We start from the raw sequence: 20,837 nt of genomic DNA, 5'->3' as shown, positions 1-20,837 counted from the left end.
TCGGACATCTAGCTTCAAAGCCTGCCCACAGGAGGCAGGCTTGTTTTTGAAGGTGCAGCTTCAGATCGGCGCTTTCCAGCCCATCATCCTTTGCTGTGCAACCGTCAACAGATCACAACCATCCTGAGTCAGCAGATAAAGCGCATGGGTAATGTGCGGAATGTCCTGAACATCGCCATGCTTAAAGCATTGGCAATGGAGCGTTTCAAGTAACTGGCTGGAGGCTCGGATACGCTGGAGGGCGGATTCGAGGATGTCCTGGGGATTGGCTTCTGTGTCGATCACCAAGGGATTTGAGTCGGTGACGCTGCTTTTGATTGAACGGTAGCGTTTGGGGAACGGATTTATCGTTGGCATAGTAATTACTCGGCATTTATTAGTAATCGCCAGCACCGTGACCAAACGATGGGTGGCGGCTGTGCACAGGCTTGGTCAACCGATAACGCCAAATCGGCTCGCCCGAAGGCGTCCCGCACACAGCCGCCATTACAACGCAATACGAGACGTAGAAGTCCACAGTGCGAATGAGGGCACAAATATGTGCGACGTTATCAGGTGACCAAACCTGTTCGCTGATTTTGCAGCGATGCCAAACAGTAATCGCTGGTTGCCGGCCGGCGAAAGACGACAAAGCGCCCAAGGTTGTAGGAACGAGCCGAAGCTCCCTCAGTTTTTTTACCTACATGAAACCTCTGTCAGAAACTTCCTCACGACAGGCGGCATGCAACCCGGTTAACCATCGCTTAACCCCACGGTCCAAAACTTTACTGGACCGCACTCCCTCAGCACCCTCTGACGCCCAGTGCGGCAGGTTCGACGTTCTTCAGTCGAACTGACTTCCCCTCTGCACTGGAGACCCATCATGAACATGCGAATACTACTGATGACCACCGCCCTCGCCGGCACCGCGTTCGCAGGTTTCGCTCAAGCCAACGAGACATCGTCCTCACAGGCCGTGCCCTATCACTACGGCATGCCGCTTCATGTGGGCAAGGTCATTTCCCTGACTGAGCCGCAGACCCTGGAATGCCAAGTGGTGACGGCTGAGATGAAGTACATCGACAAGTCGGGTAAGCCTGCGGAAATTACGTACCGAAAACTTTCTGACGCGTGCAGTTATCAGAACTGACAGAAGATTCTGATTCGGAGCTTGGCGGTAGGCCAGTGAGGATTCTGACGCTATGCTTTGGCGTCTTCCTCACTGCCGAAAGGATTCGCCATGCAGTTCTCGTTTCGCACGCTGTCGACATTCACCGCTGCCCTTTGTTTTCTGCTGGCGCTGGTCTGGGGTTTGATGCCGCAATGGTTGCTGGCGATCTGGAGTATCGAGTATTCGTCCGCGTCGGGTGTTATCGCCAGGCGAAGTGCGGTGCTGTTCGGCGCATTAGGGGTGATGTTCTATCTCGCACGGCAGGCACCGCCCTCGGCGGCGCGAAGCGCGATGTGCAGCGGCTTTATGGTGGGGTGTTTCGGTTTGGCAGCGCTGGGCTTCGGCGAATGGCTCAATGGTCATGCCGGGCCGGGTATTTTGCTGGCGATTGTGGTGGAGCTGGCTCTGGGTCTGGGGTTTATCCAGACCCGGCGCGTGTCGCTCGAACTCGGTGAAACAGCCGGCTAATGGGCTTTTGACGCCGGGTGAAACAGATGGCTATGCCTGTTGTGCTCAAGGTCGGTGCGTAACTCGGCGATCAGATTGTTGATCTCCCTACATCCATTGAGGCGTTGAGCATCTATGCCGGTGACGAACAGGTCGAGATGGTCCGTCTCGACGTCCGAATACACCTTGACGGTCATCGACAGGTCCGGTGACAGCGTGCATTGGCAGCGTTTCGGGAGAAAACTGCTTTCAACGATATTGCGTAGTTCCAAGGCAGAAAGAAACATGGCCACCCTCTCGGTTTGTGAGATTGCCAATCAAAAATCAATGTCGGTCGGAGCTCAAATCGCCCGTTGTTTTTCTTCCTTGGGGAACCTCATTGTTCCAACGTCCCAACCGTCTTCTTGTTTCAGCACTGACTCAGTAAGGATCGTGATCAGCTCAAGACAGCTTCAGCATAAAACATGCCTGAGATTTCGCTCTGCGCCTCGTCGGCAAATCAAAGGTTTGGAGGAAATGGCAACACATCGCGTCATGCAAAATGCAAGAAAGGTCTGTTTCAAGACCCGCATTTTGCAAACACCCCCGATGGCGGGTTTGCATTGGGTGAGGACGGCAGTGAGAATGCGGCCCATCCATTTAGTATCCGCTGACCCCACACACACGCAAGGAGGCATCATGGGTGCTTTGCCGCTTAACACGACCGTCGGGCTGATAATTGCCGTTTTGTCGTCCGTAGCCCACGCCGCAACCCTCGAAAACGTCGCGCCGTATCCCAAGCCTGAGCGCGGTTTTACCCGCCAGGTCATTCACCTCGCCCCGCAACAACAGGAAGACGGCTATCAGGTCGAAATCCTGGCCGGCAAGACCCTCACCGTCGACTGCAACCGTCAGCGCCTGGGCGGCATGCTTGAGGAAAAGAACCTTGAGGGCTGGGGTTACCCGTATTACCGGCTGGAAAAAGTCACCGGCCCGATGAGCACGCTCATGGCCTGCCCGGATGGCAAGAGCAAAAAGGACTTCGTGCCGGTGGTCGGTGACGGTTTCAGGCTGCGCTACAACAGCAAGTTGCCGATAGTGCTTTACGTGCCCAAGGACGTCGAAGTGCGCTACCGGATCTGGTCGGCGTCGAGTCACGTCGAGAAAGCCGTTCAAGAATAACCGGTCCATTACGCCACAGGAGTGCCCATCTTGATTACCTGTCACGTCAAATATGTGATCGACCCCTATCAACTCACCGAATTCGAAGCCTACGCCAAAGCCTGGCTCAGCATCGTCGAACGTTTGGGCGGTACTCACCACGGGTACTTCTTGCCTTCCGAGGGCGCGAGTAATATCGCCTACTGCCTGTTCAGTTTTCCGTCACTGGCGGACTACGAAAGCTACCGACATATTGCGATGACCGACCCAGAAAGCACGGAACTGGTGGCCTCGTTGGTCGAGAAGAAGTTCATTGTGAGCTACGAGCGGACCTTTTTGCGTCCGCTGCTGGCCTGAGCGCCTAACGTCTGAGCCTCACGCCGACACGCCGCTCAACGCGGCGCGCTCGGCCACATGCCGCAAACTGTCGAAATTGATGTTCGCTCCGGAATCGATAGCCACCAAGGTCTGACCCCGGGCACCGGTTCGTGCCACGTACTGCTTGATCCCGGCCACGGCCAGGGCGCCGGAAGGTTCGGTGATCGAGCGGGTATCGTCGTAGATGTTCTTGATGGCGGCGCAGAGTTCGTCGTTGCTGACGGTCATTACCTCATCCACGCAAAACCGGCAGACCTCAAAACCATGGGCGCCGATCTGTGCGACGGCCACGCCATCGGCGAAGGTGCCGACGGTTGGCAGCACAACCCGTTCGCCGGCCTGCAATGCAGCCTGCAAGCAGGCGGAATGTTCCGACTCGACGCCGATGATGCGAACTTCAGGACGCAGGTATTTGACGTACGCGGCAATGCCGGCGATCAAGCCACCTCCGCCCACCGGAACGAAGATCGCGTCCAGCGGCCCCTGGTGTTGGCGCAGGATTTCCATGGCGACGGTGCCCTGCCCCGCGATCACGTCCGGATCGTCGAAGGGCGAGACAAAGGTGCGGCCGGTTTGCCGTGCCAGGCTAAGCGCGTACTCCAGGGCAAACGGAAAACTCTCGCCATGCAGCACCGCATCGGCACCCCGGCTGCGAACCCCGTGCACCTTCAATTCCGGTGTCGTGCAGGGCATGACAATAGTTGCGGCAATCCCCAACTCGCGGGCCGCCAGCGCCACGCCTTGGGCATGATTGCCTGCCGAGGCCGTGATCACGCCGCGGGCTTTCTGTTCGTCGCTCAGGTTCACCAGTTTGTTGTAGGCACCGCGGATCTTGAAGGAAAACGTCGGTTGCAAGTCTTCGCGCTTGAGCAGGATCTGATTGCCCAATGCCTCGGACAAGGCTGGTGCCGCTTGCAACGGCGTGCGCACGGCGAGTTCGTAAACCGGCGCGGCGAGGATTTTTTTCACGTAGTGCTCAAGCAAACGCTGCTGGGCGGGGATGCTGCTCATGGTCGTCTCCTGACTTTGATCGAAGCCCAAGAGACAGAAAGTAAAAACCCGCCTCTAGGGCGGGTTGGGTGCTGCAGTCGTGAGCTAGCCCGCCAAATAAGGAATGGCGGTAATAATGCTTGGCTGGCAGCGCAATACGGCGGAAGTCATGGCTGGAAATTAGCCGGACGCTAATGGCAAGTCAATGGCCAACTTCCAAGGGCCGCTGTAGGCTGGCGATTCTGCTCATTGTCCCAAGGAAGGAATCCATGAAGTCTGTCGCCCTGCCCCTCATTGCCCTGATTGCTTTCGCCGGCTACACCATCTTGGTGATGCTGCAGGCCGAGCAATCGTTGCTCGACTTCGGCATCAGCCTGATGTCGCAGCCCGATACCGCGCAGGTGGTGATCGATTTGTACCTGTTGGCGACGCTTGCCGGTATCTGGATGTACCAGGATGCGCGCAAGCGTGGGCAGTCGGGGTTGTCGGTGGTTCCTTATTTGTTGGTGACGGCGATTTTTGTGTCTATCGGGCCGTTGTTATATCTGGTGGTGCGGGGTCTTCAGGAGCGGAAAAACTCCGTTAGCGCGGCTCAAGAGGTCTGATCCGGGATTTGTGGAGTTGATGTGATTGCTTTCGCGAGCAAGCCCGCTCCCACATTAGCTCTTCTGCGAACACAAAATTTGTGAACACCCGAGATTAAATGTGGGAGCGGGCTTGCTCGCGAAGGCGATCTGATCGCCACCGGAATCACTTCGCCAAGCGCTTGAGGCCAATCACCATCCCCCCCGCCCCGAGCATCATCACCGTCAGAAACAACGGGTAGGAAACCCACCACGGCGTGCCGGCGGTCATCATGCTGAACTCGGACATGCCGCCAATGCTCGCAATCAGGTTCAACGGCAGAAACACCACGTTGATCAACGTCAGTTTGCGCAGCAGGTTATTCATGCTGTTGTTCATCAGATTGCCCCGCGCATCGATCAGCCCGGAGAACACCGTGGAGTAGATTTCCGCCTGCTTGTAGCACTGTTTGTTTTCGATGATCAGATCGTCGATCAAACCAATGGCTTCAACGCTGAAGTGTTCCTTCGCCGCATGATTACGCAGCCGGGTCAGGACCGCGCCATTGCTGTGAATGGCGTTGATGTAATAGATCAGGCTTTCGCTGAGGTTGAACATCTGGATCAGATGCTGGTTCTGCATCGAGGCATTGAATTTTTGTTGCAGCTCCCGGGCAACCATCTTGATCACCTTGAGGTGCCCCAGATAGTGGTGAATGTTGTTGAACAACAGGTCGAGCAACACATCCAGTGGCGTCTTCAGTGACTGCCGCGTGCCGAGGCCGCTGAGCGGCGAGTCGTCGGTGGCAATCACCAGCAGACGCCCCGGGGAAAACAGCAAGCCGCAGGACGACACTTCGAAGGCCAGGCTGCCGCCGCCGGAGTAGTTCTCCGGGCGCTTCCAGATCAGGAACAGGTTGTCGGGGTGAAACTCGATGCGCGACACCGCGTCGGGGTCCAGGGCCGAGGCCAGAGCGTGTTCATCGAGTTTGAAATGGCTGTGCAACAGATCCCGTTCGGCCGCATCGGGGTTACTGAATAGCATCACCTCGGCGTCTAGCCGTTCGACCGCTTGCAAGCCGCCGTGGCTCAGATCAAAGCTCTTGATCATCGGCCGCTCACCAGGCCTGGCCGCGGCGCTTGAGCTCCAGCCGACGGACAAACTCTTCCAGCACCAAGGAATACAAATCGTCCTGCAAGTAGGCGTCTTCGATGCCGGCGTCCATGTTCGGGTTGTCGTTGACTTCGATCACCACCACTTTGTCGCCGGACTGTTTGAGGTCGACGCCGTAGAGGCCGTCGCCAATGAGATTCGCGGTTTTCACCGCCAGTTCAACCACCGCTCGCGGTGCTTCGTGAACGGCCAGGGTGCGGCATTCGCCGTTGATGTCCTGGCCTTTTGCCTTATGGTTGTAGATCTGCCAATGGCCCTTGGACATGAAGTACTGGCAGGCAAAGATCGGTTTGCGGTTGAGCACGCCAATACGCCAGTCGTATTCGGTGTAGAAGAATTCCTGGGCCAGCAGCAACACCGAGTGCTCGAACAGTTCGGCAGTCGCCTCAAGCAAGGCTTGCTGACTTTCGACCTTGATAACGCCCTTTGAGAAACAACCGTCGGGAATCTTCAGCACCAGTGGAAACCCAAGACGCTCGCCTACCCGCTCGAAATCTTCCGGTCGTTCCTTGTAGAGGATTTCAGTGGCGGGCATACCCAACTGATGGCTCTTGAGCAAATCAGTCAGATAAACCTTGTTGGTGCAGCGCAGGATCGACGCCGGGTCATCCATCACCACCAAACCTTCGCTCTCGGCTTTTTTGGCGAAGCGGTAGGTGTGGTTGTCGACGCTCGTTGTCTCGCGGATCAGGAGCCCGTCGTATTCGGCGATTCGGGCGTAGTCCTTGCGTTCAATCAGCTCGACGTCGATGCCTAGTGTCTTGCCGACCCTGACGAAGTTGTCCAAAGCCTTGGGATTGGACGGCGGTAATGCTTCTTGCGGATCGTGCAGAATGGCCAGGTCATAACGGGCCAATCGCCTGGAGCGCGGCATGCGCCAGATCTTGCGACTGAAACTGTCGAGTGCATTAGCGAACTGATCTTCCTGATCGTCACGCAACTTATGCAAGGTGCCAAACTTTACACCTTCGATGTGCCAACCGTTAGTTCGACGAAACTCAACTAGCAATATCGGACAAGGAAAGACTTCGAACAACTGTCGAGCCAGATCCTGTAATGGTTCGATAGTGGTTTTTCCGAAGTACAGTGTCAGGGTAAACCCTTCGGTATCGCTGTAAAGGTGATTGCTGAGGGCCTTTTCCAGGGTTTTATCCAGATCATCCAGGGCCAGGCCATACAGGGATTTTCGGGTCAGTTCGCTGATGGTCCGCACCGACGGAATAACCTTGTGCCCCCGCGCTTCGGCCAGCAGCGAGCAGTAATAACCGTGCCCAAGATACTTGTAGCTGCGGCACAGGTTGATCACCTGAACCCGCTTGCCCTGCTCGTTGTCGCGGGTCTGTTCGAGGTATTCCTGGGCGGTGACGATGTCTTCACTGGGAAAGTAAGAGGCCCAGTCTTCTTTGCGTTCGACGATGATCATCAACTGGCTGGAAGTTCTGATCGCGCCATTTAAATAGTTTGCAGAAGTTATTGCTGTGGGTAACGTTTGCTCAGATACTTCGCGCCAATGACCTTGTACCGCTGACATAGTGATTGATCCATTTGAAGAACAAGACCTTTCCTATTAAGCACGAACTTTTTCGAAAGTCCCGTTTCATTACGCAACTTTTACGGCGGTCAAATGAATCCTGTTTTTCGCTTGGCGATAGTTGAAGACATACCGGCACTGCTGGCACTTGAACAGCAATGTTTCACCACGGACCGGCTCAACAGTCGCAGTTTTCAATGGATGATCACTCGGGCTCACGGGCAACTGCTGGTGGCCCAACGTGGCGAGCAATTAGTGGGCTATGCGGTGGTGCTGTTTCACCGGGGCACTTCATTGGCGCGCCTGTACTCGATTGCGATAGCCCTTGATGCTCGCGGCAGTGGACTGGGCAAGCAATTGCTCGAACGTGTCGAGGCCTGCGCCATTGAGCATGACTGCGCCTACCTGCGGCTGGAAGTGCGTATCGACAATCCAACGGCGATTGCGCTGTATGAGCGCAACGGCTACCGGCGTTTCGCGCTGATTCACGACTATTACCAGGACCATGCCGACGCGCTGCGATTAGAAAAACGTATCCTCCAGCACCGCGACTCACGCAACATCAAGGTGCCTTACTACCCGCAGACCACCGAGTTCACCTGTGGCCCGGCCTGCCTGCTGATGGCCATGGGCTCGCTGCAAGACGATCGAGCGCTGGAGCGCGGCGAGGAACTACAAATCTGGCGCGAGGCGACCACGGTGTTCATGACGTCTGGCCACGGTGGCTGCAGCCCTCAAGGCCTGGCGCTGGCAGCGTGGCGGCGTGGCTTTCGGGTGCAACTGCAACTGAGCATGGCCGGGCCGCTGTTTCTCGACGGCGTGCGCGATGCGCATAAAAAAGACGTAATGCGCCTGGTACACGAGGAGTTCACGGCGCAGTTGCAAGCCACCGGCGTGGAGCGAATGGTCGGCGGGCCACTGGATCTGCCACGGTTACTGCACGATGGCGGACAGCCGCTGGTATTGATCAGCAGCTATCGCCTGACCCGTTCCAAGGCACCGCACTGGGTGATCGTCACCGATTGCGATGAAGAGTTCGTCTACTTGCACGATCCGGATGTGGATCACAGCCAGCATCGTCAGCCGATGGATTGCCAACACTTGCCGGTCAGCCATGGCGAATTCGACAAAATGTGCAGTTTTGGGCGAGGCAAGCTGCGGGCGGCGGTGATTCTCTACCGGCGTGAGTAAACCTGTGGCGAGGGCGCCTGCTCCCGTTCGAGTGCGAAGCAGTCGATTGCATGGGGGCGCTTCGCACCCCGGCGGGAGCAAGCTCCCTCGCCACAGGTTATGCGTTTTACTTCAGGCCAAGCTTGTACAGCCCCCCGTCATCTTCATCGGTCAGTACATACAAATACCCATCCGGCCCCTGCCGCACATCGCGAATTCGTTTATTGAGTTCACCAAGCAGCCGCTCTTCGTGAACAACTTTGTCGCCTTCGAACTGCAGGCGGATCAACTCCTGACTCACCAGCGCTCCGATAAACACGTTGTGCTGCCAGGCCTTGAAGCGATCGCCGTCATAGAAGGCCATGCCGCTCAGGCCGGGGGAATTTTCCCAGACATGGTGCGGGCCCACGGTGCCTTCGGCGGTTTCGCCTTTGGCTTCCGGGATCGGCAGGCCGGAATAGTTGATGCCGTGGGTTGCCATCGGCCAGCCGTAATTTTTGCCTCGTTCAATGATGTTGATCTCGTCGCCGCCCCGAGGGCCGTGCTCGTTTTCCCAGAGTGTGCCGCTCCAGGGGTTGAGGGCCGCGCCTTGCGGGTTGCGTTGGCCGTAGGACCAGATTTCCGGGCGAACGCCTTTTTGCCCGACAAAAGGATTGTCCTTCGGCACTTTGCCGTCCGGGTAGAGCCGCACGATCTTGCCTTGCAGTTTGTCGAGATCCTGCGCCGTGGGCCGGTCGTTGTTCTCGCCCAGGGTGATGAACAGATAACCGTCGCGGTCGAACACCAGTCGCGAGCCGAAGTGATTGCCGACCGAGAGCTTGGGCTCCTGACGGAAGATCACCCGGAAATCCTTGATCGCCGTCAGGTCTTCCGACAACCGTCCGCGGCCAACCGCCGTGCCGGCCTTGCCGCCTTCACCGCCCCCTTCGGCGTAAGACAGATAGACCATGCGGTCTTGCTTGAAATCGGGCGACAACACCACGTCGAGCAATCCGCCCTGCCCCTTGGCCCAGACCTGAGGCACGCCATTGAGCGGACCCGAGAGTTTGCCGTCTGCTCTGACCAGCCGCAGGTTGCCAGGCCGCTCGGTCACCAGCATCCCTTGGCGGTCGGGCAGAAACGCCAGCGCCCAGGGATGTTCCAGGCCTTTAACGATCGGCGTGAGCTCAAGGGTACCCTGCTCGCTTTTTATATCCTGTGTCGGCGCCGCGAAAACGGGCGCAGTGGCTGTCAATAACGCGCTGGCGCAGAAGGTGGCCAAGAGGGTTTTACGCAACATGCACGATTCCTTTTGTCGTCAAAATGGCTGGCAAGACCTCTGTCCTGCCGTTCAACGGTAGTTGCGGTTCGAGTCCCGGGGTGGTGGATTGGGAATGAACTTCGGTTGGCTGGTGGGAGCCGGTCGATCTAGCGGATAGCGGTTGCCGATCCCACCGTTATCCAGCGTTGGCGGTCGTGGCACAGGCACCGTGTTTGGGCCGCGAATCACCGGGATGCTCGGCTGGGTGCCTTGCATGCTGTTGGGATTGGCCCGGCGAATCGGGCTGTTGTAGGGATTGTTGTTGGTGCTACCCGGCAGGTTCTGCGCCAGCAGCAAGGGCGAGGACGGCGATGCGGCGTCTGCCAGCGCCACAGGGCTTAGCACGCCACTCAATGCCATCGCGATAGCGCCGAGCACACATCGGTTCATGAGGACCTCTCTAAATGAGCGTGCCACGCTTCATGGATGAATAACGCCACGCTACGCCCAGGGTTCGGATTTGTTAACTAAAACCTCCTCCACAAGATGTAACACGAGTTAACCGCACCGCCGATCCGCCCGCAGGACCGGGCCGCCGCCAACTGAAACTTTTGCCCTTGGCCACAGGTCACCAGAACATCAATCGACGAGATCACGACGATGGCACGGGCAATCTGGAAAGGCGCAATCAGTTTCGGTCTGGTGCACATCCCCGTGGCGCTGGTTTCGGCGACGTCTTCGCGCGGGATCGATTTCAACTGGCTCGACCGCCGCAGCATGGACCCGGTCGGCTATAAGCGCATCAACAAGGTCACCGGCAAGGAAGTCACCCAAGAGCACATCGTCAAAGGGATCGAGTACGAAAAGGGACGTTACGTGGTGCTCAGTGAAGAGGAGATTCGCTCGGCTCACCCACTGTCGACCCAAACCATCGACATTTTTGCCTTTGTCGGCAGCGAGCAGATCCCCCTGCAAAACATCGACACGCCCTACTACCTGGCGCCGGACAAACGCGGCGGCAAGGTCTATGCGCTGTTGCGCGAAACCCTGAGCAAAACCGACAAGGTCGCCCTGGCCCGCGTGGTGTTGCATTCGCGCCAGCACTTGGCGGCCCTCATGCCGCTGGAATCAGCCATGGTGCTGGTGATGCTGCGCTGGCCCGCCGAAGTGCGCAGCCTTGATCAACTGGAACTGGGCAGTGAAGTGACCAAGCCGGATTTGGCCAAAGGTGAGCTGGAGATGGCCAAACGGCTGGTGGAGGACATGAGTGCCGACTGGACACCCGAGGAGTACCGCGACAGCTTCGAAGACAAGATCATGGCGCTGGTCGAGAAGAAAGCGAATGAAGGCAAGATCGAAGATGTCGAAACCGTTACTGGTGAAGAGGAGCGCAAGACGGCGGATGTTATCGATCTGACCGAACTGCTCAAACGTAGTCTTGGTGGCAAGGGTGGCGGTAAAGCGGCCAGTAAACCGGCTAGCAAAACCAAATCTACTGTGGAGAAAAAACCCACGAAACGGTCGAGCGGCTGACCTCCTGGGACACCCACAAGTTTTGCAGTGAAAATACTGGCCTCTTCGCGAGCAAGCCCGCTCCCACATTGGTCCTGTGAACGACACAGATCCAATGTGGGAGCGGGCTTGCTCGCGAAGGCGTCTTACGCCTCAATACCAAAACTCAGATCAAAACAAAAATCGCCAACAACCCACCAAAAATCGCCCACTTCTCCAGGTAGTAGCGAGTGCGGTTCCGCTTCTTGAGCGCTTTGCCGCGCAGGCGAATCTTGTAGATTTTGGCGAACAAGCGGTTGATACCACCGACCTTGTCGCCGGCATCGTTCGGCGCGCCCGCCGCCGCCATCACCGTTCGGCTGAACCAGCGGTTGAACGCCGTCGCCCAGCGATACTTCATCGGCCGCTCAATGTCACAGAACAGGATGATGCGGTTTTGCGCAGTGGTGTTTTCGGCGTAATGAATGAAGGTCTCATCGAACATCACCGCTTCGCCGTCGCGCCAATGGTAGTTCTCACCGTCGACGTTAATGTAGCAACCGGCATCGTTCGGCGTTTCAAGCCCCAAGTGATAACGGTACGAACCGGCATACGGATCGCGGTGACGGACCAGTTTCGAACCCGGTGGCAGTTCGGCGAACATCGCGGCCTTGATCGAGCCGATGCTTTGCACCAGTTCAGTCGTGCGCGGACAGAGCTTTGCGGCCGACGGGTGACTGTCGCCGTACCATTTGAGATAGAAACGTTTCCAGCCACTTTTGAAGAACGAGTTGAAACCAACGTCGTCGTACTGATTCGAACGCTTGATCTCCCCGGCCTTGAGCAGATTCTGGCCTTCGGCTCGAATCTCTTCCCAATGAGCCTGCAAAGGGCTCAAGTCGGGAAAGTCTGCGGGATTGAGATAAGGCTTATTGGGCGTTTTCGAAAACAGATAAAGGAAGCAATTGATCGGCGCCAGAAACGTCGAGTGGTCGCTCAGTTGACGGCCTAATTTGTGGCGCACCTTACCGCGCAAGTGAACATACGCGATGGAGATGACATAAATAGCGGCAATGATAAGTTTCACGAAAATCGTCACACGTCAGAGATGAACAAACTGCGTCCCGATGGCGCGTTCTTGAGCCATACCGGCGGTCCGCATGGGGTCGAAAGATGGCATTTTAGCCACACTTTGTAATTAATAGTTAACCTTCAACTGTGAAAATGTGTCCACGTTATTGTTAGCGCGGTACGGCCTTAATGCGAACCGCTCTCCCGATAGTAGCCTCCTGCCATACCACCATCCGTCGCCTATGTAAACACGACACTCAATACGGGGCCCTGTCTGGCTTAGGCTTTGCAAAGCCCGGACCTAGCAGCCCCAGAGCGACGTAATTCTGACGCGGCGGCAATTAAATTAACGCTTAGGACTCCAGCGATACGCTTGGTCAGTCACCGGGAGATGTAACGTGTCAACTCTCAATGAAATCGCAGCGAACCACGCGAGAATGGCTAAGGCAAAGGAAGAAGCGTCGACCGGACTGAATGAGCGACACCTTCAAATAGTGGGAAGTTTCGAAATCCCATCTATCGATGAACAACAACACATGCCACTGCACCTCATTACTGGAGGGCAGGACAACCATCTCGGTCAAGCCGCTGGGTACTTGCTCTGAGTCTCGACCTGGTCAGTCGCCGGCTTGTCGCACGCCTTTCAACGTGCGGCAAAGCCAGACTTTCAACCGCTGCCAGTAAGTTGTTTACAGTGGGCAGATAGCGACAACTTTATAGTCACTGCCTGGAGAGGTGATCTGCACGGTCCCGCCTTGCGCAAAAACCATGTCGTGATTCTTGATCAAACTCGTTTATTCCCCTTTGCCCAGCCGACCACCATTAAACCCAGGCCGGGAATCCATAGACCAGGCGCAGTGATAGCGAGACCGCAGATAGCCATTGGGAGCCCAGTCAGAAAAATCGGGTTTCGAAACGCCTTATCCATAGCACTCTCTCCTTTAAGAATTTCTCTCATTAAACCACTAAGCCTGTTGCTGAGCGGCAAATAGTCATTGGCACCACTGCGACTCACAGGGGATTGCGTCGTTGTCCCCGTCCATTTTCATTCCTGGGCAATGTTGCAGAAAGTTTTTGGCCTCTGCGCACGAGGTCATCTGCGAACAATATTTTCGCCCATCACATTTGAATGGCGCTGAAACAGGCTTCGGCGCAGTCACGACTATAGAGATTTTTTTTGAGACTTCTTTTTTAGAGACTTCTTTGGGATTCGATAGTTGAGCTGCAGCCCAGGACTGTAGTTCAGGGGAAAGCTTCCAAGCCAACAGACCAACAACAAGCATCACCAAAATCAGTTTCATTTTGATCCCATCCATGATGAGAGACTGTTTGCGTTCTCACGTTGCCTGCTTTCCAGCGTAACCCATTAATCCACTCATAGCCTGCCGGGGGAATGGTGGGCGAGGAGCGTCTTGGGTGAGAAACCAGGGAGAGTATCTGCGAGCCGCTATCGATCAGGTAATGGTCAGCGGTGATGACAACTAAACGCCAGCGCGCCCGGAAATCCGGCCCCTGACGAAGAAGAACAGACCCCTCCCCACCTTCTGCTGTTACGCATGGCATGGAGAGACGAGTCTGAATGGGTGCCCACCCTGACCAAGTGCTGGCCATTCAGTAATCCATCTGAAACACACGAGGCCGGGCAAGCGGTGCTGACTTTACCCAGAGCCACGCCAAGTGTCCCGAACACAACACTGAACAAAAATAACATTGAGATGCCACCAAGGAGCTCCCCTACGTTTGCCCGCCCTCAGGATGAGCCAACCCGTCAGACAGACGCCGGTTCTACACAAACCAGGGCCCAGCCGTGAAGAAGCGGGCGACACGTTATCGCCCACCGTACAACTGCCGTCACACTTATGCGACAATATGCACAATGTCTGGCATGAATCCCGCCTTTTTGCCCAACAGCTTGGACACAGCGTCCAGATGCTGCTCTCGACTTATGCGCGCTGGTTGAACTCTAGCGGTGACTGGGGAGAGATGGAGTGAATCTCCAGAATGTCCCAGGAATGGCCCAAGCGCCAAATGCGCAGCTCGCAACCCATTGATAGGTAAAGTAATTGATCTCCACAGCTAACATCACGATGCAGTTCGGCGCCAAGCCGCTATTCGAAAACGTTTCGGTCAAATTCGGCGCCGGCAACCGCTACGGCCTGATCGGTGCCAACGGTTGCGGCAAGTCGACCTTCATGAAAATCCTCGGTGGTGACCTCGAGCCGTCCGGCGGCCAGGTCATGCTCGAGCCGAACGTGCGTCTGGGTAAACTGCGCCAGGACCAGTTCGCCTACGAAGAATTTACCGTGATCGACACCGTGATCATGGGTCACGAAGAGCTGTGGAAGGTAAAGGCCGAGCGCGACCGCATCTACTCGCTGCCGGAAATGACCGAAGAAGACGGCATGGCCGTGGCCGAGCTGGAAACCGAATTCGCCGAAATGGACGGCTACACCGCCGAATCCCGTGCCGGCGAGCTGTTGCTGGGCCTGGGTATCGGCATCGAGCAGCACTTCGGCCCGATGAGCGAAGTGTCCCCAGGCTGGAAGCTGCGCGTATTGCTGGCGCAGGCACTGTTCTCCGATCCTGAAGTGCTGTTGCTTGACGAACCGACCAACCACCTGGACATCAACACCATCCGCTGGCTGGAAAACATTCTGACCCAGCGCTCCAGCCTGATGATCATCATCTCCCACGACCGTCACTTCCTGAACAGCGTGTGCACCCACATGGCTGACCTGGACTACGGCGAGCTGCGCCTGTTCCCGGGCAACTACGACGAGTACATGACCGTGGCGACCCAGTCCCGCGAGCAACTGCTGTCGGACAACGCCAAGAAGAAAGCGCAGATTTCCGAGCTGCAATCGTTCGTCAGCCGCTTCTCGGCCAACGCCTCGAAAGCCAAGCAAGCGACCTCCCGTGCCAAGGCGATCGACAAGATCCAGCTGGCCGAAGTCAAGCCTTCGAGCCGTGTGAGCCCGTTCATCCGTTTCGAACAAACCAAGAAGCTGCACCGTCAGGCGGTCATCGTCGAGCGCATGGCCAAAGGCTTCGACGGCAAGCCGCTGTTCAAGGACTTCAGCTTCCAGGTTGAAGCCGGCGAGCGCGTGGCGATCATCGGCCCGAACGGTATCGGTAAAACCACCCTGCTGCGTACCCTGGTCAACGAATTGACTCCGGATGCCGGTACTGTGAAGTGGACCGATGCCGCGGAATTGGGCTACTACGCCCAGGACCACGCTCACGACTTCGAAGACGACTGCAACCTGTTCGACTGGATGGGCCAATGGACCCAAGGTGGCGAGCAAATCGTTCGCGGCACCCTCGGTCGCATGCTGTTCTCCAACGACGAGATCCTCAAGTCGGTCAAGGTCATCTCCGGTGGTGAGCAAGGTCGCATGCTGTTCGGCAAGCTGATCCTGCAAAAGCCGAACGTGCTGATCATGGACGAACCGACCAACCACTTGGACATGGAATCCATCGAGGCGCTGAACCTGGCGCTGGAGAACTACCCGGGCACGCTGATCTTCGTCAGCCACGACCGTGAGTTCGTATCGTCCCTGGCCACCCGCATCATCGAGTTGAGCGCCGATGGCGTGATCGACTTCAGCGGCACCTATGACGACTACCTGCGTAGTCAGGGTGTTTTGATGTAAGACGGCTGCAAGCTTCAAGTGAAAAGCCCTGTCCTGGTGACGGGGCTTTTTGCATTTCAGGGTCGAGGAAGTTTGTGGTGCTGAAACCTTCGCGAGCAAGCCCGCTCCCACAGTGGATCTCCAGTGGCTATCACTCTTCTGCACGCAACCGATCCAGTGTGGGAGCGGGCTTGCTCGCGAAGAGGCCATCGCTGACACCGCAAAAGTGAGGTTCCAGCCTGATTTTCAATCCACATAGTTAGCCTGCTTCCTTTTATTCCCCACCCACGCCATGATGCAGTTCTCCTACCGCCGCCCGCGAACGAGCTCTTCATGTCTGTGCAGCAACTGCCCCCGCAAAGCTCAATGGCGATCACCCTGCAGATCGTCTCCATCGTTTTCTATACCTTTATTGCCTTCCTCTGTATTGGCCTGCCGATTGCGGTGTTGCCGGGGTATGTCCATGAACAGTTGGGGTTCAGCGCCATCGTGGCGGGGCTGACCATTGGTTCTCAGTACTTGGCCACCCTGCTCAGTCGGCCCATGGCCGGGCGCATGTCGGACAGCATCGGCACCAAACGGGCGATTGTTTACGGGTTGTCGGGGATTGCATTGAGCGGCGTGCTGACATTGCTGTCGACCCTGCTGCAAAGTGTGCCGTTGTTGAGCCTGATCATCCTGATCGCTGGCCGCTTGTTGCTGGGCATCGCTCAAGGGTTGATCGGAGTCGGCACGATCAGTTGGTGCATGGGCCAGGTCGGTGCCGAGCACACGGCGCGTTCGATTTCCTGGAACGGCATCGCCTCATACGGCGCCATCGCCATCGGCGCGCCGCTGGGCGTGGTGATGGTCGCTGAACTGGGGTTCGCCAGCCTCGGGATCGCGCTGTCGTTACTGGCCCTGCTGGCGCTGCTGTTGATCCGAAACAAACCTTCGGTGCCGGTGATTCGCGGTGAGCGTCTGCCGTTCTGGGCGGTGTTCGGGCGCATTGCCCCCTTCGGCGCGAGCCTGAGCCTGGCGTCCATCGGTTACGGCACGCTCACTACCTTTATTACTCTGTATTACGTCAGCCTTGGCTGGACCGGCGCGGCTTATTGCCTGACGGTATTCGGGGTCTGTTTCATTCTGGCGCGACTGTTGTTCATCTCCAGCATCAGCCGTTTCGGCGGCTTCACCTCCGCCATTGCCTGCATGACCATTGAAACCGTCGGGCTGGTCCTGCTGTGGCTGGCGCCCTCGACGGGTTATGCCTTGATCGGCGCGGGGCTGACCGGGTTCGGCCTGTCGCTGGTGTATCCGGCGCTGGGAGTGGAAGCGATCAAGCAAGTGCCCAATTCCAGTCGCGGAGCAGGTTTGAGTGCCTATGCTGTGTTTTTCGATCTGGCGCTGGCGATTGCCGGGCCGCTGATGGGCGCGGTGGCGTTGAACCTGGGGTATTCGTGGATTTTCTTTAGTGCGGCGTTGTTGTCGATAACCGGGCTCGGTTTGACCCTGCTGCTGAAACGCCGCGCAATGGTCTAAGCCTGCCGCATATCCCCTGTGGGAGCGGGCTTGCTCGCGAATGCGGTGGGTCAGACACATTAATGTCGACTGACACGCCCTCTTCGCGAGCAAGCCCGCTCCCACAAGGGTTCCGGGGACACTATTGATCCGCGGTCTGCATACCGGCGCGGGTGGGTTTGCCCAAGGCATGGGCGAAGAACCGTCCTGCTTCGGAAATCATGTTGCGATGAATGTCCTTGCGGTCGACGCCGTCGGCATCGGTGCACAGCGCCGGCATGGCGGCGATCTGTTCTTCGTTGCACGGCGCCAGGAACACGAAGTGCCCTGCCCCGGCCAGCAATTTGAAGTCCGGTGCGGTCGGCAGTTTGCGCGCAAGCGCTGCGGCGTTTTTGTCGAACGCCACCAGTTTGTCGCCATCACCGCTGTATAGCAGCACCGGCACATGCACGTCGGCCAGGGTATGGCGGCCGAACTTCAGGCTCAGCGGTGCCATCAGCAACAAGGCATGCACGCGCGGGTCCGCCACTGGCTGCAAGTCATCACGATCAACGATCAGTTCGCCTTGCGTGTTGCACGCATCGTGATCATCCGGGCGCTCATGGCAATAACGACGCAGACGATCCAGATCCGGAGTGGCACCGGACAGGATCAACGCCGTCTCACCGCCCGCCGAATAGCCAATCACCCCGACCTGCTCGGCATTGACGAAGGGCGCGAGCATCCGGTCGCTGAGTGTTGCGGTAATGGCTTCGGAAATCTGGATCGGCCGACCATAAAGGTTGCTCAAGGTGCCGAGACGGCTGTGGTCTTTGGAGTTGTCGCCGGGATGGATCACCGCCACCACCACAAAGCCCTTGCGTGCCAATGAGGTGGCGAGGTCGTGCAGGGCCAGCGGGGTTCCGGTGTTGCCGTGGGACAGCATCAGCATCGGAAAACGTCCGATGGCGACTTTGGTGTTTTCACCCGCTTCGACCGTGTAGCCCTCGAGCGTGCTGGAATGTTCCTTTTCACTGGACGGGTAAAAGGCGATGGCGCGCATCGGCTGCAAGTCCAGCGGATCAAGGAAGGTCATCTCATGAAAACCGACGCTCCAGTGAGGATGTGGCGCAGACGCGGCGTGCACCAAACCCAGACTGCCGAGCAGGCAAATCAGTAGCGTTGCACAAAGACGCACCATGGGATGCCCCACCTTATTACCTGACCGCAGATGTTAACCCTCGACTGCATAACCTGGGCCAGAAACTGATAACCGCCAGAAACAAAAAACTCCGTACCTGGCCATCACGATGACCAGAATACAGAGTTTCAGGGGTATTGCCCGAGCTGTTTACGACTTTACGCAAGCCTTACGCGGCAGCGAACAATTGCTCGCTGATGTGCGCCTGAGCGTCGCTCATGGCTTTGGTGCGCACTTCGTCACCGTAGGCCAGGCCATGGGCGCGGACGAACTCGATGTCGGTGATGCCGAGGAAGCCGAACAGCACTTTCAAATAATCTTCGTGCGCAACACCGGTCGCTTGACCGGCATGCAGACCACCGGCTGTCGAGACGATCACGACTTTCTTGCCGCCGCACAGGCCTTCAGGGCCGGCTTCGGTGTAGCGGAAAGTCTGGCCGGCCACGGCGATGCGGTCGATCCAGGCTTTGAGTTGAGTCGGGATGGTGAAGTTGTACATCGGCGCGGCAATCACGACGGCATCGGCGGCGAGGAATTCGGCCAGAGTCGAGGCACTCAGGTCCGCTTCGTGCTGTTGCGCGGCGTTGCGCAGCTCTGCGGCGGTGCCGGCAGCGACCAGGGTGGTGGCGGAGAAATGGCTGATGGCATCGGCGGCCAGGTCGCGGTAAGTCACCACAACGCCAGGCTCGGCGGCTTGCCAGGTTTTGACGACTTCGCCGCTCAGCTGACGGGAAGCCGAGTTGTCACCCAGAATGCTCGAATCGATATGCAGTAATTTCATGTGGAGATCTCCAAGGTGAGGATCGCTACCGGGCGATCTGATGGAGACAATCCTACCGACGAAACCAATAGATGATTAGTCGGCAACAATGCGATAGTTTGTCCCACTGATAGAACAGTCGAGCTTAAACCATGCAAGATCTCAACGACCTCTACTACTTCGCCAAGGTGGTCGAAGCCGGTGGTTTCGCAGCGGCCGGGCGGTTGTTGGGGATTCCCAAGTCGCGGTTGTCGCGACGCATCGCCGAGCTGGAAGAACGCCTGGGCGCGCGTCTGCTGCAACGCACCACCCGCCAACTCAACCTGACCGCCGTGGGCGAGCGTTACTTGCGCCATTGTCAGGCGATGCTGCTGGAGGCCGAGATGGCCGACGAAGCGGTGGCCAGCATGTCCAGCGAGCCCCGAGGGCGCTTGCGAGTGTCCTGCCCCGTGGGGTTGGCTCACCAAATGCTGCCTGGGGTAATCAGTAGCTTCCTGGAGAAATTCCCTCAGGTTCAGCTGGAGGTGATGCTGCTCAACCGTCGGGTTGACCTGATCAACGAAGGCGTCGATGTCGCCTTGAGGGTGCGGGATCTGGGTGATGAAGATCCATTGCTGGTTACCCGCCGCCTGCGTCAGGCCCAAATGCTGATGGTTGCCAGCCCGGCTTTTTTGCTCGGCCGTGACATCAATCATCCCGAAGATCTGAAAAATTTGCCCGTGCTCGGCGCTCTGGAAGCCGATCGCATGGTGCACATTCGCATGCTTGATCAACAGGACAAAAGCTACGACCTGAGCCTCGAAGCGCGATTGGGCTGCGAAGATTTCATCGTGCGCAAAGCCTGCACCCTCAACGGCCAGGGCTTTACCATGCTGCCCATGATGTATTGCGAGCAAGAGCTGGAAAACGGTTCGCTGGTGCAACTGTTGCCCGACTGGTCATTGCCGGGCGGCTGGCTGCAAGCCGTCTACCCTCATCGACGCGGGGTGATGCCGGCGGTGCGGGCCTGGATCGACCATTTGATCGAATCATTCAATGTTTGCGGGGACAGACTGTTATGAAAGCGGGACGAATGAGCGAAGAGGACGTCGCGCAATACTGCCTGGCGTTGCCCGGCGCGCGGGAGGATTACAAGTGGGGTGGCGTGCGGGTGTTTTCGATTGCCGGGAACAAGATGTTCGCCTTGCAGAACCTGCGGGGACAGTCCCTGGCGTTCAAGGTCGACAAAGACCTGTTCCTGGGCCATTGCGACCGGCCAGGCATTCACCCGGCGCCGTATCTGGCCCGGGCCCAGTGGATCATCATGGAAACGCCCTACCCGCTGGGCACAGAAGAACTGCAAGGCTTGCTGCAACGTTCCCATCAATTGGTGGTGAGCAAATTGCCCAAGCGCACGCAGGTCGGCCTGCTGCTTTAAAGG

Annotated in this window: 22 protein-coding genes and 2 pseudogenes; 13 read left to right on the top strand and 11 right to left on the bottom strand. The window is 57.5% G+C overall.

All coding sequences use genetic code 11. From position 1 onward, the window contains the following. Positions 1 to 60 precede the first annotated feature (60 nt). Positions 61 to 357, bottom strand: a complete 297-nt coding sequence (locus AB7M29_RS17775) for a hypothetical protein (RefSeq protein WP_217854827.1) — start codon at positions 355 to 357, stop codon at positions 61 to 63. A gap of 505 nt (positions 358 to 862) precedes the next feature. On the opposite strand from AB7M29_RS17775, the gene AB7M29_RS17770 reads away from it, so the two are divergent. Both AB7M29_RS17770 and AB7M29_RS17765 read left to right on the top strand, forming a co-directional pair. After that, positions 863 to 1,129, top strand: a complete 267-nt coding sequence (locus tag AB7M29_RS17770; protein WP_217854826.1) for a DUF2790 domain-containing protein — start codon at positions 863 to 865, stop codon at positions 1,127 to 1,129. 90 nt (positions 1,130 to 1,219) lie between these two features. Further along, positions 1,220 to 1,618, top strand: a complete 399-nt coding sequence (locus tag AB7M29_RS17765; RefSeq protein WP_217854825.1) for a hypothetical protein — start codon at positions 1,220 to 1,222, stop codon at positions 1,616 to 1,618. Here AB7M29_RS17765 and AB7M29_RS17760 read toward each other — a convergent pair. After that, positions 1,615 to 1,884 (bottom strand): DUF1652 domain-containing protein, encoded by a 270-nt coding sequence (locus AB7M29_RS17760; protein ID WP_052963360.1) that lies wholly within the window; start codon positions 1,882 to 1,884, stop codon positions 1,615 to 1,617. The two genes, AB7M29_RS17765 and AB7M29_RS17760, sit on opposite strands and share 4 nt — an antisense overlap. Positions 1,885 to 2,275: 391 nt before the next feature. Between AB7M29_RS17760 and eco the strand changes: the two genes are divergently transcribed. Then, a complete protein-coding gene (gene eco, locus AB7M29_RS17755) occupies positions 2,276 to 2,758 on the top strand; it encodes a serine protease inhibitor ecotin (RefSeq protein ID WP_217854824.1) in 483 nt (160 codons plus the stop codon). 30 nt (positions 2,759 to 2,788) lie between these two features. Continuing rightward, positions 2,789 to 3,094 (top strand): NIPSNAP family protein, encoded by a 306-nt coding sequence (locus AB7M29_RS17750; RefSeq protein ID WP_454247423.1) that lies wholly within the window; start codon positions 2,789 to 2,791, stop codon positions 3,092 to 3,094. A gap of 36 nt (positions 3,095 to 3,130) precedes the next feature. Here AB7M29_RS17750 and ilvA read toward each other — a convergent pair. Then, a pseudogene (ilvA, locus tag AB7M29_RS17745) lies at positions 3,131 to 4,126 on the bottom strand (threonine ammonia-lyase, biosynthetic); the annotation flags it as partial. Between the two features lie 248 nt (positions 4,127 to 4,374). Between ilvA and AB7M29_RS17740 the strand changes: the two are divergent. After that, positions 4,375 to 4,710 carry a DUF2834 domain-containing protein gene (locus AB7M29_RS17740; protein WP_454247422.1) on the top strand — a complete coding sequence of 112 codons (336 nt, stop codon included), beginning with the start codon at positions 4,375 to 4,377 and terminating at the stop codon, positions 4,708 to 4,710. A 145-nt stretch (positions 4,711 to 4,855) separates the two neighbouring features. Here the strand turns inward: AB7M29_RS17740 and AB7M29_RS17735 are convergent, their stop codons facing one another. Further along, complete coding sequence (locus tag AB7M29_RS17735) at positions 4,856 to 5,779, bottom strand: magnesium transporter CorA family protein (RefSeq protein WP_454247421.1); 924 nt, start codon at positions 5,777 to 5,779, stop codon at positions 4,856 to 4,858. Positions 5,780 to 5,786: 7 nt separating this feature from the next. Further along, a complete protein-coding gene (locus tag AB7M29_RS17730) occupies positions 5,787 to 7,265 on the bottom strand; it encodes a RimK family protein (protein WP_454248723.1) in 1,479 nt (492 codons plus the stop codon). A 201-nt stretch (positions 7,266 to 7,466) separates the two neighbouring features. On the opposite strand from AB7M29_RS17730, the gene rimI reads away from it, so the two are divergent. Next, entirely contained in the window at positions 7,467 to 8,564 is a 1,098-nt protein-coding gene (rimI, locus tag AB7M29_RS17725; protein ID WP_454247420.1) for a ribosomal protein S18-alanine N-acetyltransferase, read from the top strand. 106 nt (positions 8,565 to 8,670) lie between these two features. Here rimI and AB7M29_RS17720 read toward each other — a convergent pair whose 3' ends face one another. Both AB7M29_RS17720 and AB7M29_RS17715 read right to left on the bottom strand, forming a co-directional pair. Beyond that, positions 8,671 to 9,822: a PQQ-dependent sugar dehydrogenase gene (locus tag AB7M29_RS17720; protein WP_454247419.1), complete on the bottom strand. Its 1,152-nt coding sequence runs from the start codon at positions 9,820 to 9,822 to the stop codon at positions 8,671 to 8,673. A 51-nt stretch (positions 9,823 to 9,873) separates the two neighbouring features. Further along, positions 9,874 to 10,233, bottom strand: coding sequence for a hypothetical protein (locus AB7M29_RS17715; RefSeq protein WP_217854818.1), 360 nt, complete (start codon positions 10,231 to 10,233; stop codon positions 9,874 to 9,876). Positions 10,234 to 10,443: 210 nt separating this feature from the next. Here AB7M29_RS17715 and ku point away from each other — a divergent pair, with 210 nt between their 5' ends. Next, positions 10,444 to 11,316: a non-homologous end joining protein Ku gene (gene ku / locus AB7M29_RS17710; RefSeq protein WP_217854817.1), complete on the top strand. Its 873-nt coding sequence runs from the start codon at positions 10,444 to 10,446 to the stop codon at positions 11,314 to 11,316. Between the two features lie 145 nt (positions 11,317 to 11,461). Here ku and lpxO read toward each other — a convergent pair whose 3' ends face one another. Then, the gene (gene lpxO, locus AB7M29_RS17705; RefSeq protein ID WP_217854816.1) at positions 11,462 to 12,361 is read right to left on the bottom strand and encodes a lipid A hydroxylase LpxO; all 900 of its coding nucleotides are present in this window, start codon (positions 12,359 to 12,361) and stop codon (positions 11,462 to 11,464) included. Positions 12,362 to 12,743: 382 nt separating this feature from the next. On the opposite strand from lpxO, the gene AB7M29_RS17700 reads away from it, so the two are divergent. Next, positions 12,744 to 12,950 (top strand): hypothetical protein, encoded by a 207-nt coding sequence (locus AB7M29_RS17700; protein ID WP_367616715.1) that lies wholly within the window; start codon positions 12,744 to 12,746, stop codon positions 12,948 to 12,950. Between the two features lie 387 nt (positions 12,951 to 13,337). On the opposite strand, the gene AB7M29_RS17695 is transcribed toward AB7M29_RS17700, so the two are convergent. After that, on the bottom strand, positions 13,338 to 13,646 hold the full coding sequence (locus AB7M29_RS17695; protein ID WP_454247418.1) for an excalibur calcium-binding domain-containing protein: 309 nt from the start codon (positions 13,644 to 13,646) through the stop codon (positions 13,338 to 13,340). A 431-nt stretch (positions 13,647 to 14,077) separates the two neighbouring features. Here AB7M29_RS17695 and AB7M29_RS17690 point away from each other — a divergent pair. The 3 genes and pseudogenes from AB7M29_RS17690 to AB7M29_RS17680 all read left to right on the top strand — a co-directional run. Further along, positions 14,078 to 14,337 (top strand): annotated as a pseudogene (locus tag AB7M29_RS17690) (site-specific integrase); the annotation flags it as partial. 71 nt (positions 14,338 to 14,408) lie between these two features. Continuing rightward, the gene (locus AB7M29_RS17685) at positions 14,409 to 15,998 is read left to right on the top strand and encodes an ABC-F family ATPase (RefSeq protein WP_123359576.1); all 1,590 of its coding nucleotides are present in this window, start codon (positions 14,409 to 14,411) and stop codon (positions 15,996 to 15,998) included. A gap of 312 nt (positions 15,999 to 16,310) precedes the next feature. Next, positions 16,311 to 17,498, top strand: coding sequence for an MFS transporter (locus AB7M29_RS17680; RefSeq protein ID WP_217854814.1), 1,188 nt, complete (start codon positions 16,311 to 16,313; stop codon positions 17,496 to 17,498). Positions 17,499 to 17,619: 121 nt separating this feature from the next. Here AB7M29_RS17680 and AB7M29_RS17675 read toward each other — a convergent pair whose 3' ends face one another. Further along, on the bottom strand, positions 17,620 to 18,657 hold the full coding sequence (locus AB7M29_RS17675; protein WP_217854813.1) for an alpha/beta hydrolase family protein: 1,038 nt from the start codon (positions 18,655 to 18,657) through the stop codon (positions 17,620 to 17,622). A gap of 169 nt (positions 18,658 to 18,826) precedes the next feature. Then, a complete protein-coding gene (locus AB7M29_RS17670; RefSeq protein ID WP_123722872.1) occupies positions 18,827 to 19,438 on the bottom strand; it encodes an FMN-dependent NADH-azoreductase in 612 nt (203 codons plus the stop codon). A gap of 131 nt (positions 19,439 to 19,569) precedes the next feature. Between AB7M29_RS17670 and AB7M29_RS17665 the strand changes: the two genes are divergently transcribed. Continuing rightward, positions 19,570 to 20,478 carry a LysR substrate-binding domain-containing protein gene (locus AB7M29_RS17665; RefSeq protein WP_217854811.1) on the top strand — a complete coding sequence of 303 codons (909 nt, stop codon included), beginning with the start codon at positions 19,570 to 19,572 and terminating at the stop codon, positions 20,476 to 20,478. Further along, a complete protein-coding gene (locus tag AB7M29_RS17660) occupies positions 20,475 to 20,834 on the top strand; it encodes an MmcQ/YjbR family DNA-binding protein (RefSeq protein ID WP_095630514.1) in 360 nt (119 codons plus the stop codon). Before AB7M29_RS17665 ends, AB7M29_RS17660 begins: the two co-directional genes overlap by 4 nt. Positions 20,835 to 20,837 lie beyond the last annotated feature (3 nt).

The sequence above is a fragment of the Pseudomonas sp. F-14 TE3623 genome, assembly GCF_053629015.1.
The sequence above is the reverse complement of the archived record's forward strand: the minus strand, read 5'-3'. Positions and strand labels throughout refer to the sequence as shown.

Bases quoted from the DNA above. Each gene is read 5' to 3' on its own strand.
- AB7M29_RS17660 (WP_095630514.1), top strand. From the start codon at position 20,475: ATGAAAGCGGGACGAATGAGCGAAGAGGACGTCGCGCAATACTGCCTG.
- AB7M29_RS17775 (WP_217854827.1), bottom strand. From the start codon at position 357: ATGCCAACGATAAATCCGTTCCCCAAACGCTACCGTTCAATCAAAAGC.
- AB7M29_RS17740 (WP_454247422.1), top strand. From the start codon at position 4,375: ATGAAGTCTGTCGCCCTGCCCCTCATTGCCCTGATTGCTTTCGCCGGC.
- AB7M29_RS17765 (WP_217854825.1), top strand. From the start codon at position 1,220: ATGCAGTTCTCGTTTCGCACGCTGTCGACATTCACCGCTGCCCTTTGT.
- rimI (WP_454247420.1), top strand. From the start codon at position 7,467: ATGAATCCTGTTTTTCGCTTGGCGATAGTTGAAGACATACCGGCACTG.
- AB7M29_RS17665 (WP_217854811.1), top strand. From the start codon at position 19,570: ATGCAAGATCTCAACGACCTCTACTACTTCGCCAAGGTGGTCGAAGCC.
- AB7M29_RS17760 (WP_052963360.1), bottom strand. From the start codon at position 1,884: ATGTTTCTTTCTGCCTTGGAACTACGCAATATCGTTGAAAGCAGTTTT.
- ku (WP_217854817.1), top strand. From the start codon at position 10,444: ATGGCACGGGCAATCTGGAAAGGCGCAATCAGTTTCGGTCTGGTGCAC.
- AB7M29_RS17715 (WP_217854818.1), bottom strand. From the start codon at position 10,233: ATGAACCGATGTGTGCTCGGCGCTATCGCGATGGCATTGAGTGGCGTG.
- AB7M29_RS17770 (WP_217854826.1), top strand. From the start codon at position 863: ATGAACATGCGAATACTACTGATGACCACCGCCCTCGCCGGCACCGCG.
- eco (WP_217854824.1), top strand. From the start codon at position 2,276: ATGGGTGCTTTGCCGCTTAACACGACCGTCGGGCTGATAATTGCCGTT.
- AB7M29_RS17730 (WP_454248723.1), bottom strand. From the start codon at position 7,265: ATGATCATCGTCGAACGCAAAGAAGACTGGGCCTCTTACTTTCCCAGT.
- AB7M29_RS17680 (WP_217854814.1), top strand. From the start codon at position 16,311: ATGTCTGTGCAGCAACTGCCCCCGCAAAGCTCAATGGCGATCACCCTG.
- AB7M29_RS17695 (WP_454247418.1), bottom strand. From the start codon at position 13,646: ATGAAACTGATTTTGGTGATGCTTGTTGTTGGTCTGTTGGCTTGGAAG.
- AB7M29_RS17735 (WP_454247421.1), bottom strand. From the start codon at position 5,779: ATGATCAAGAGCTTTGATCTGAGCCACGGCGGCTTGCAAGCGGTCGAA.
- AB7M29_RS17670 (WP_123722872.1), bottom strand. From the start codon at position 19,438: ATGAAATTACTGCATATCGATTCGAGCATTCTGGGTGACAACTCGGCT.
- AB7M29_RS17720 (WP_454247419.1), bottom strand. From the start codon at position 9,822: ATGTTGCGTAAAACCCTCTTGGCCACCTTCTGCGCCAGCGCGTTATTG.
- AB7M29_RS17675 (WP_217854813.1), bottom strand. From the start codon at position 18,657: ATGGTGCGTCTTTGTGCAACGCTACTGATTTGCCTGCTCGGCAGTCTG.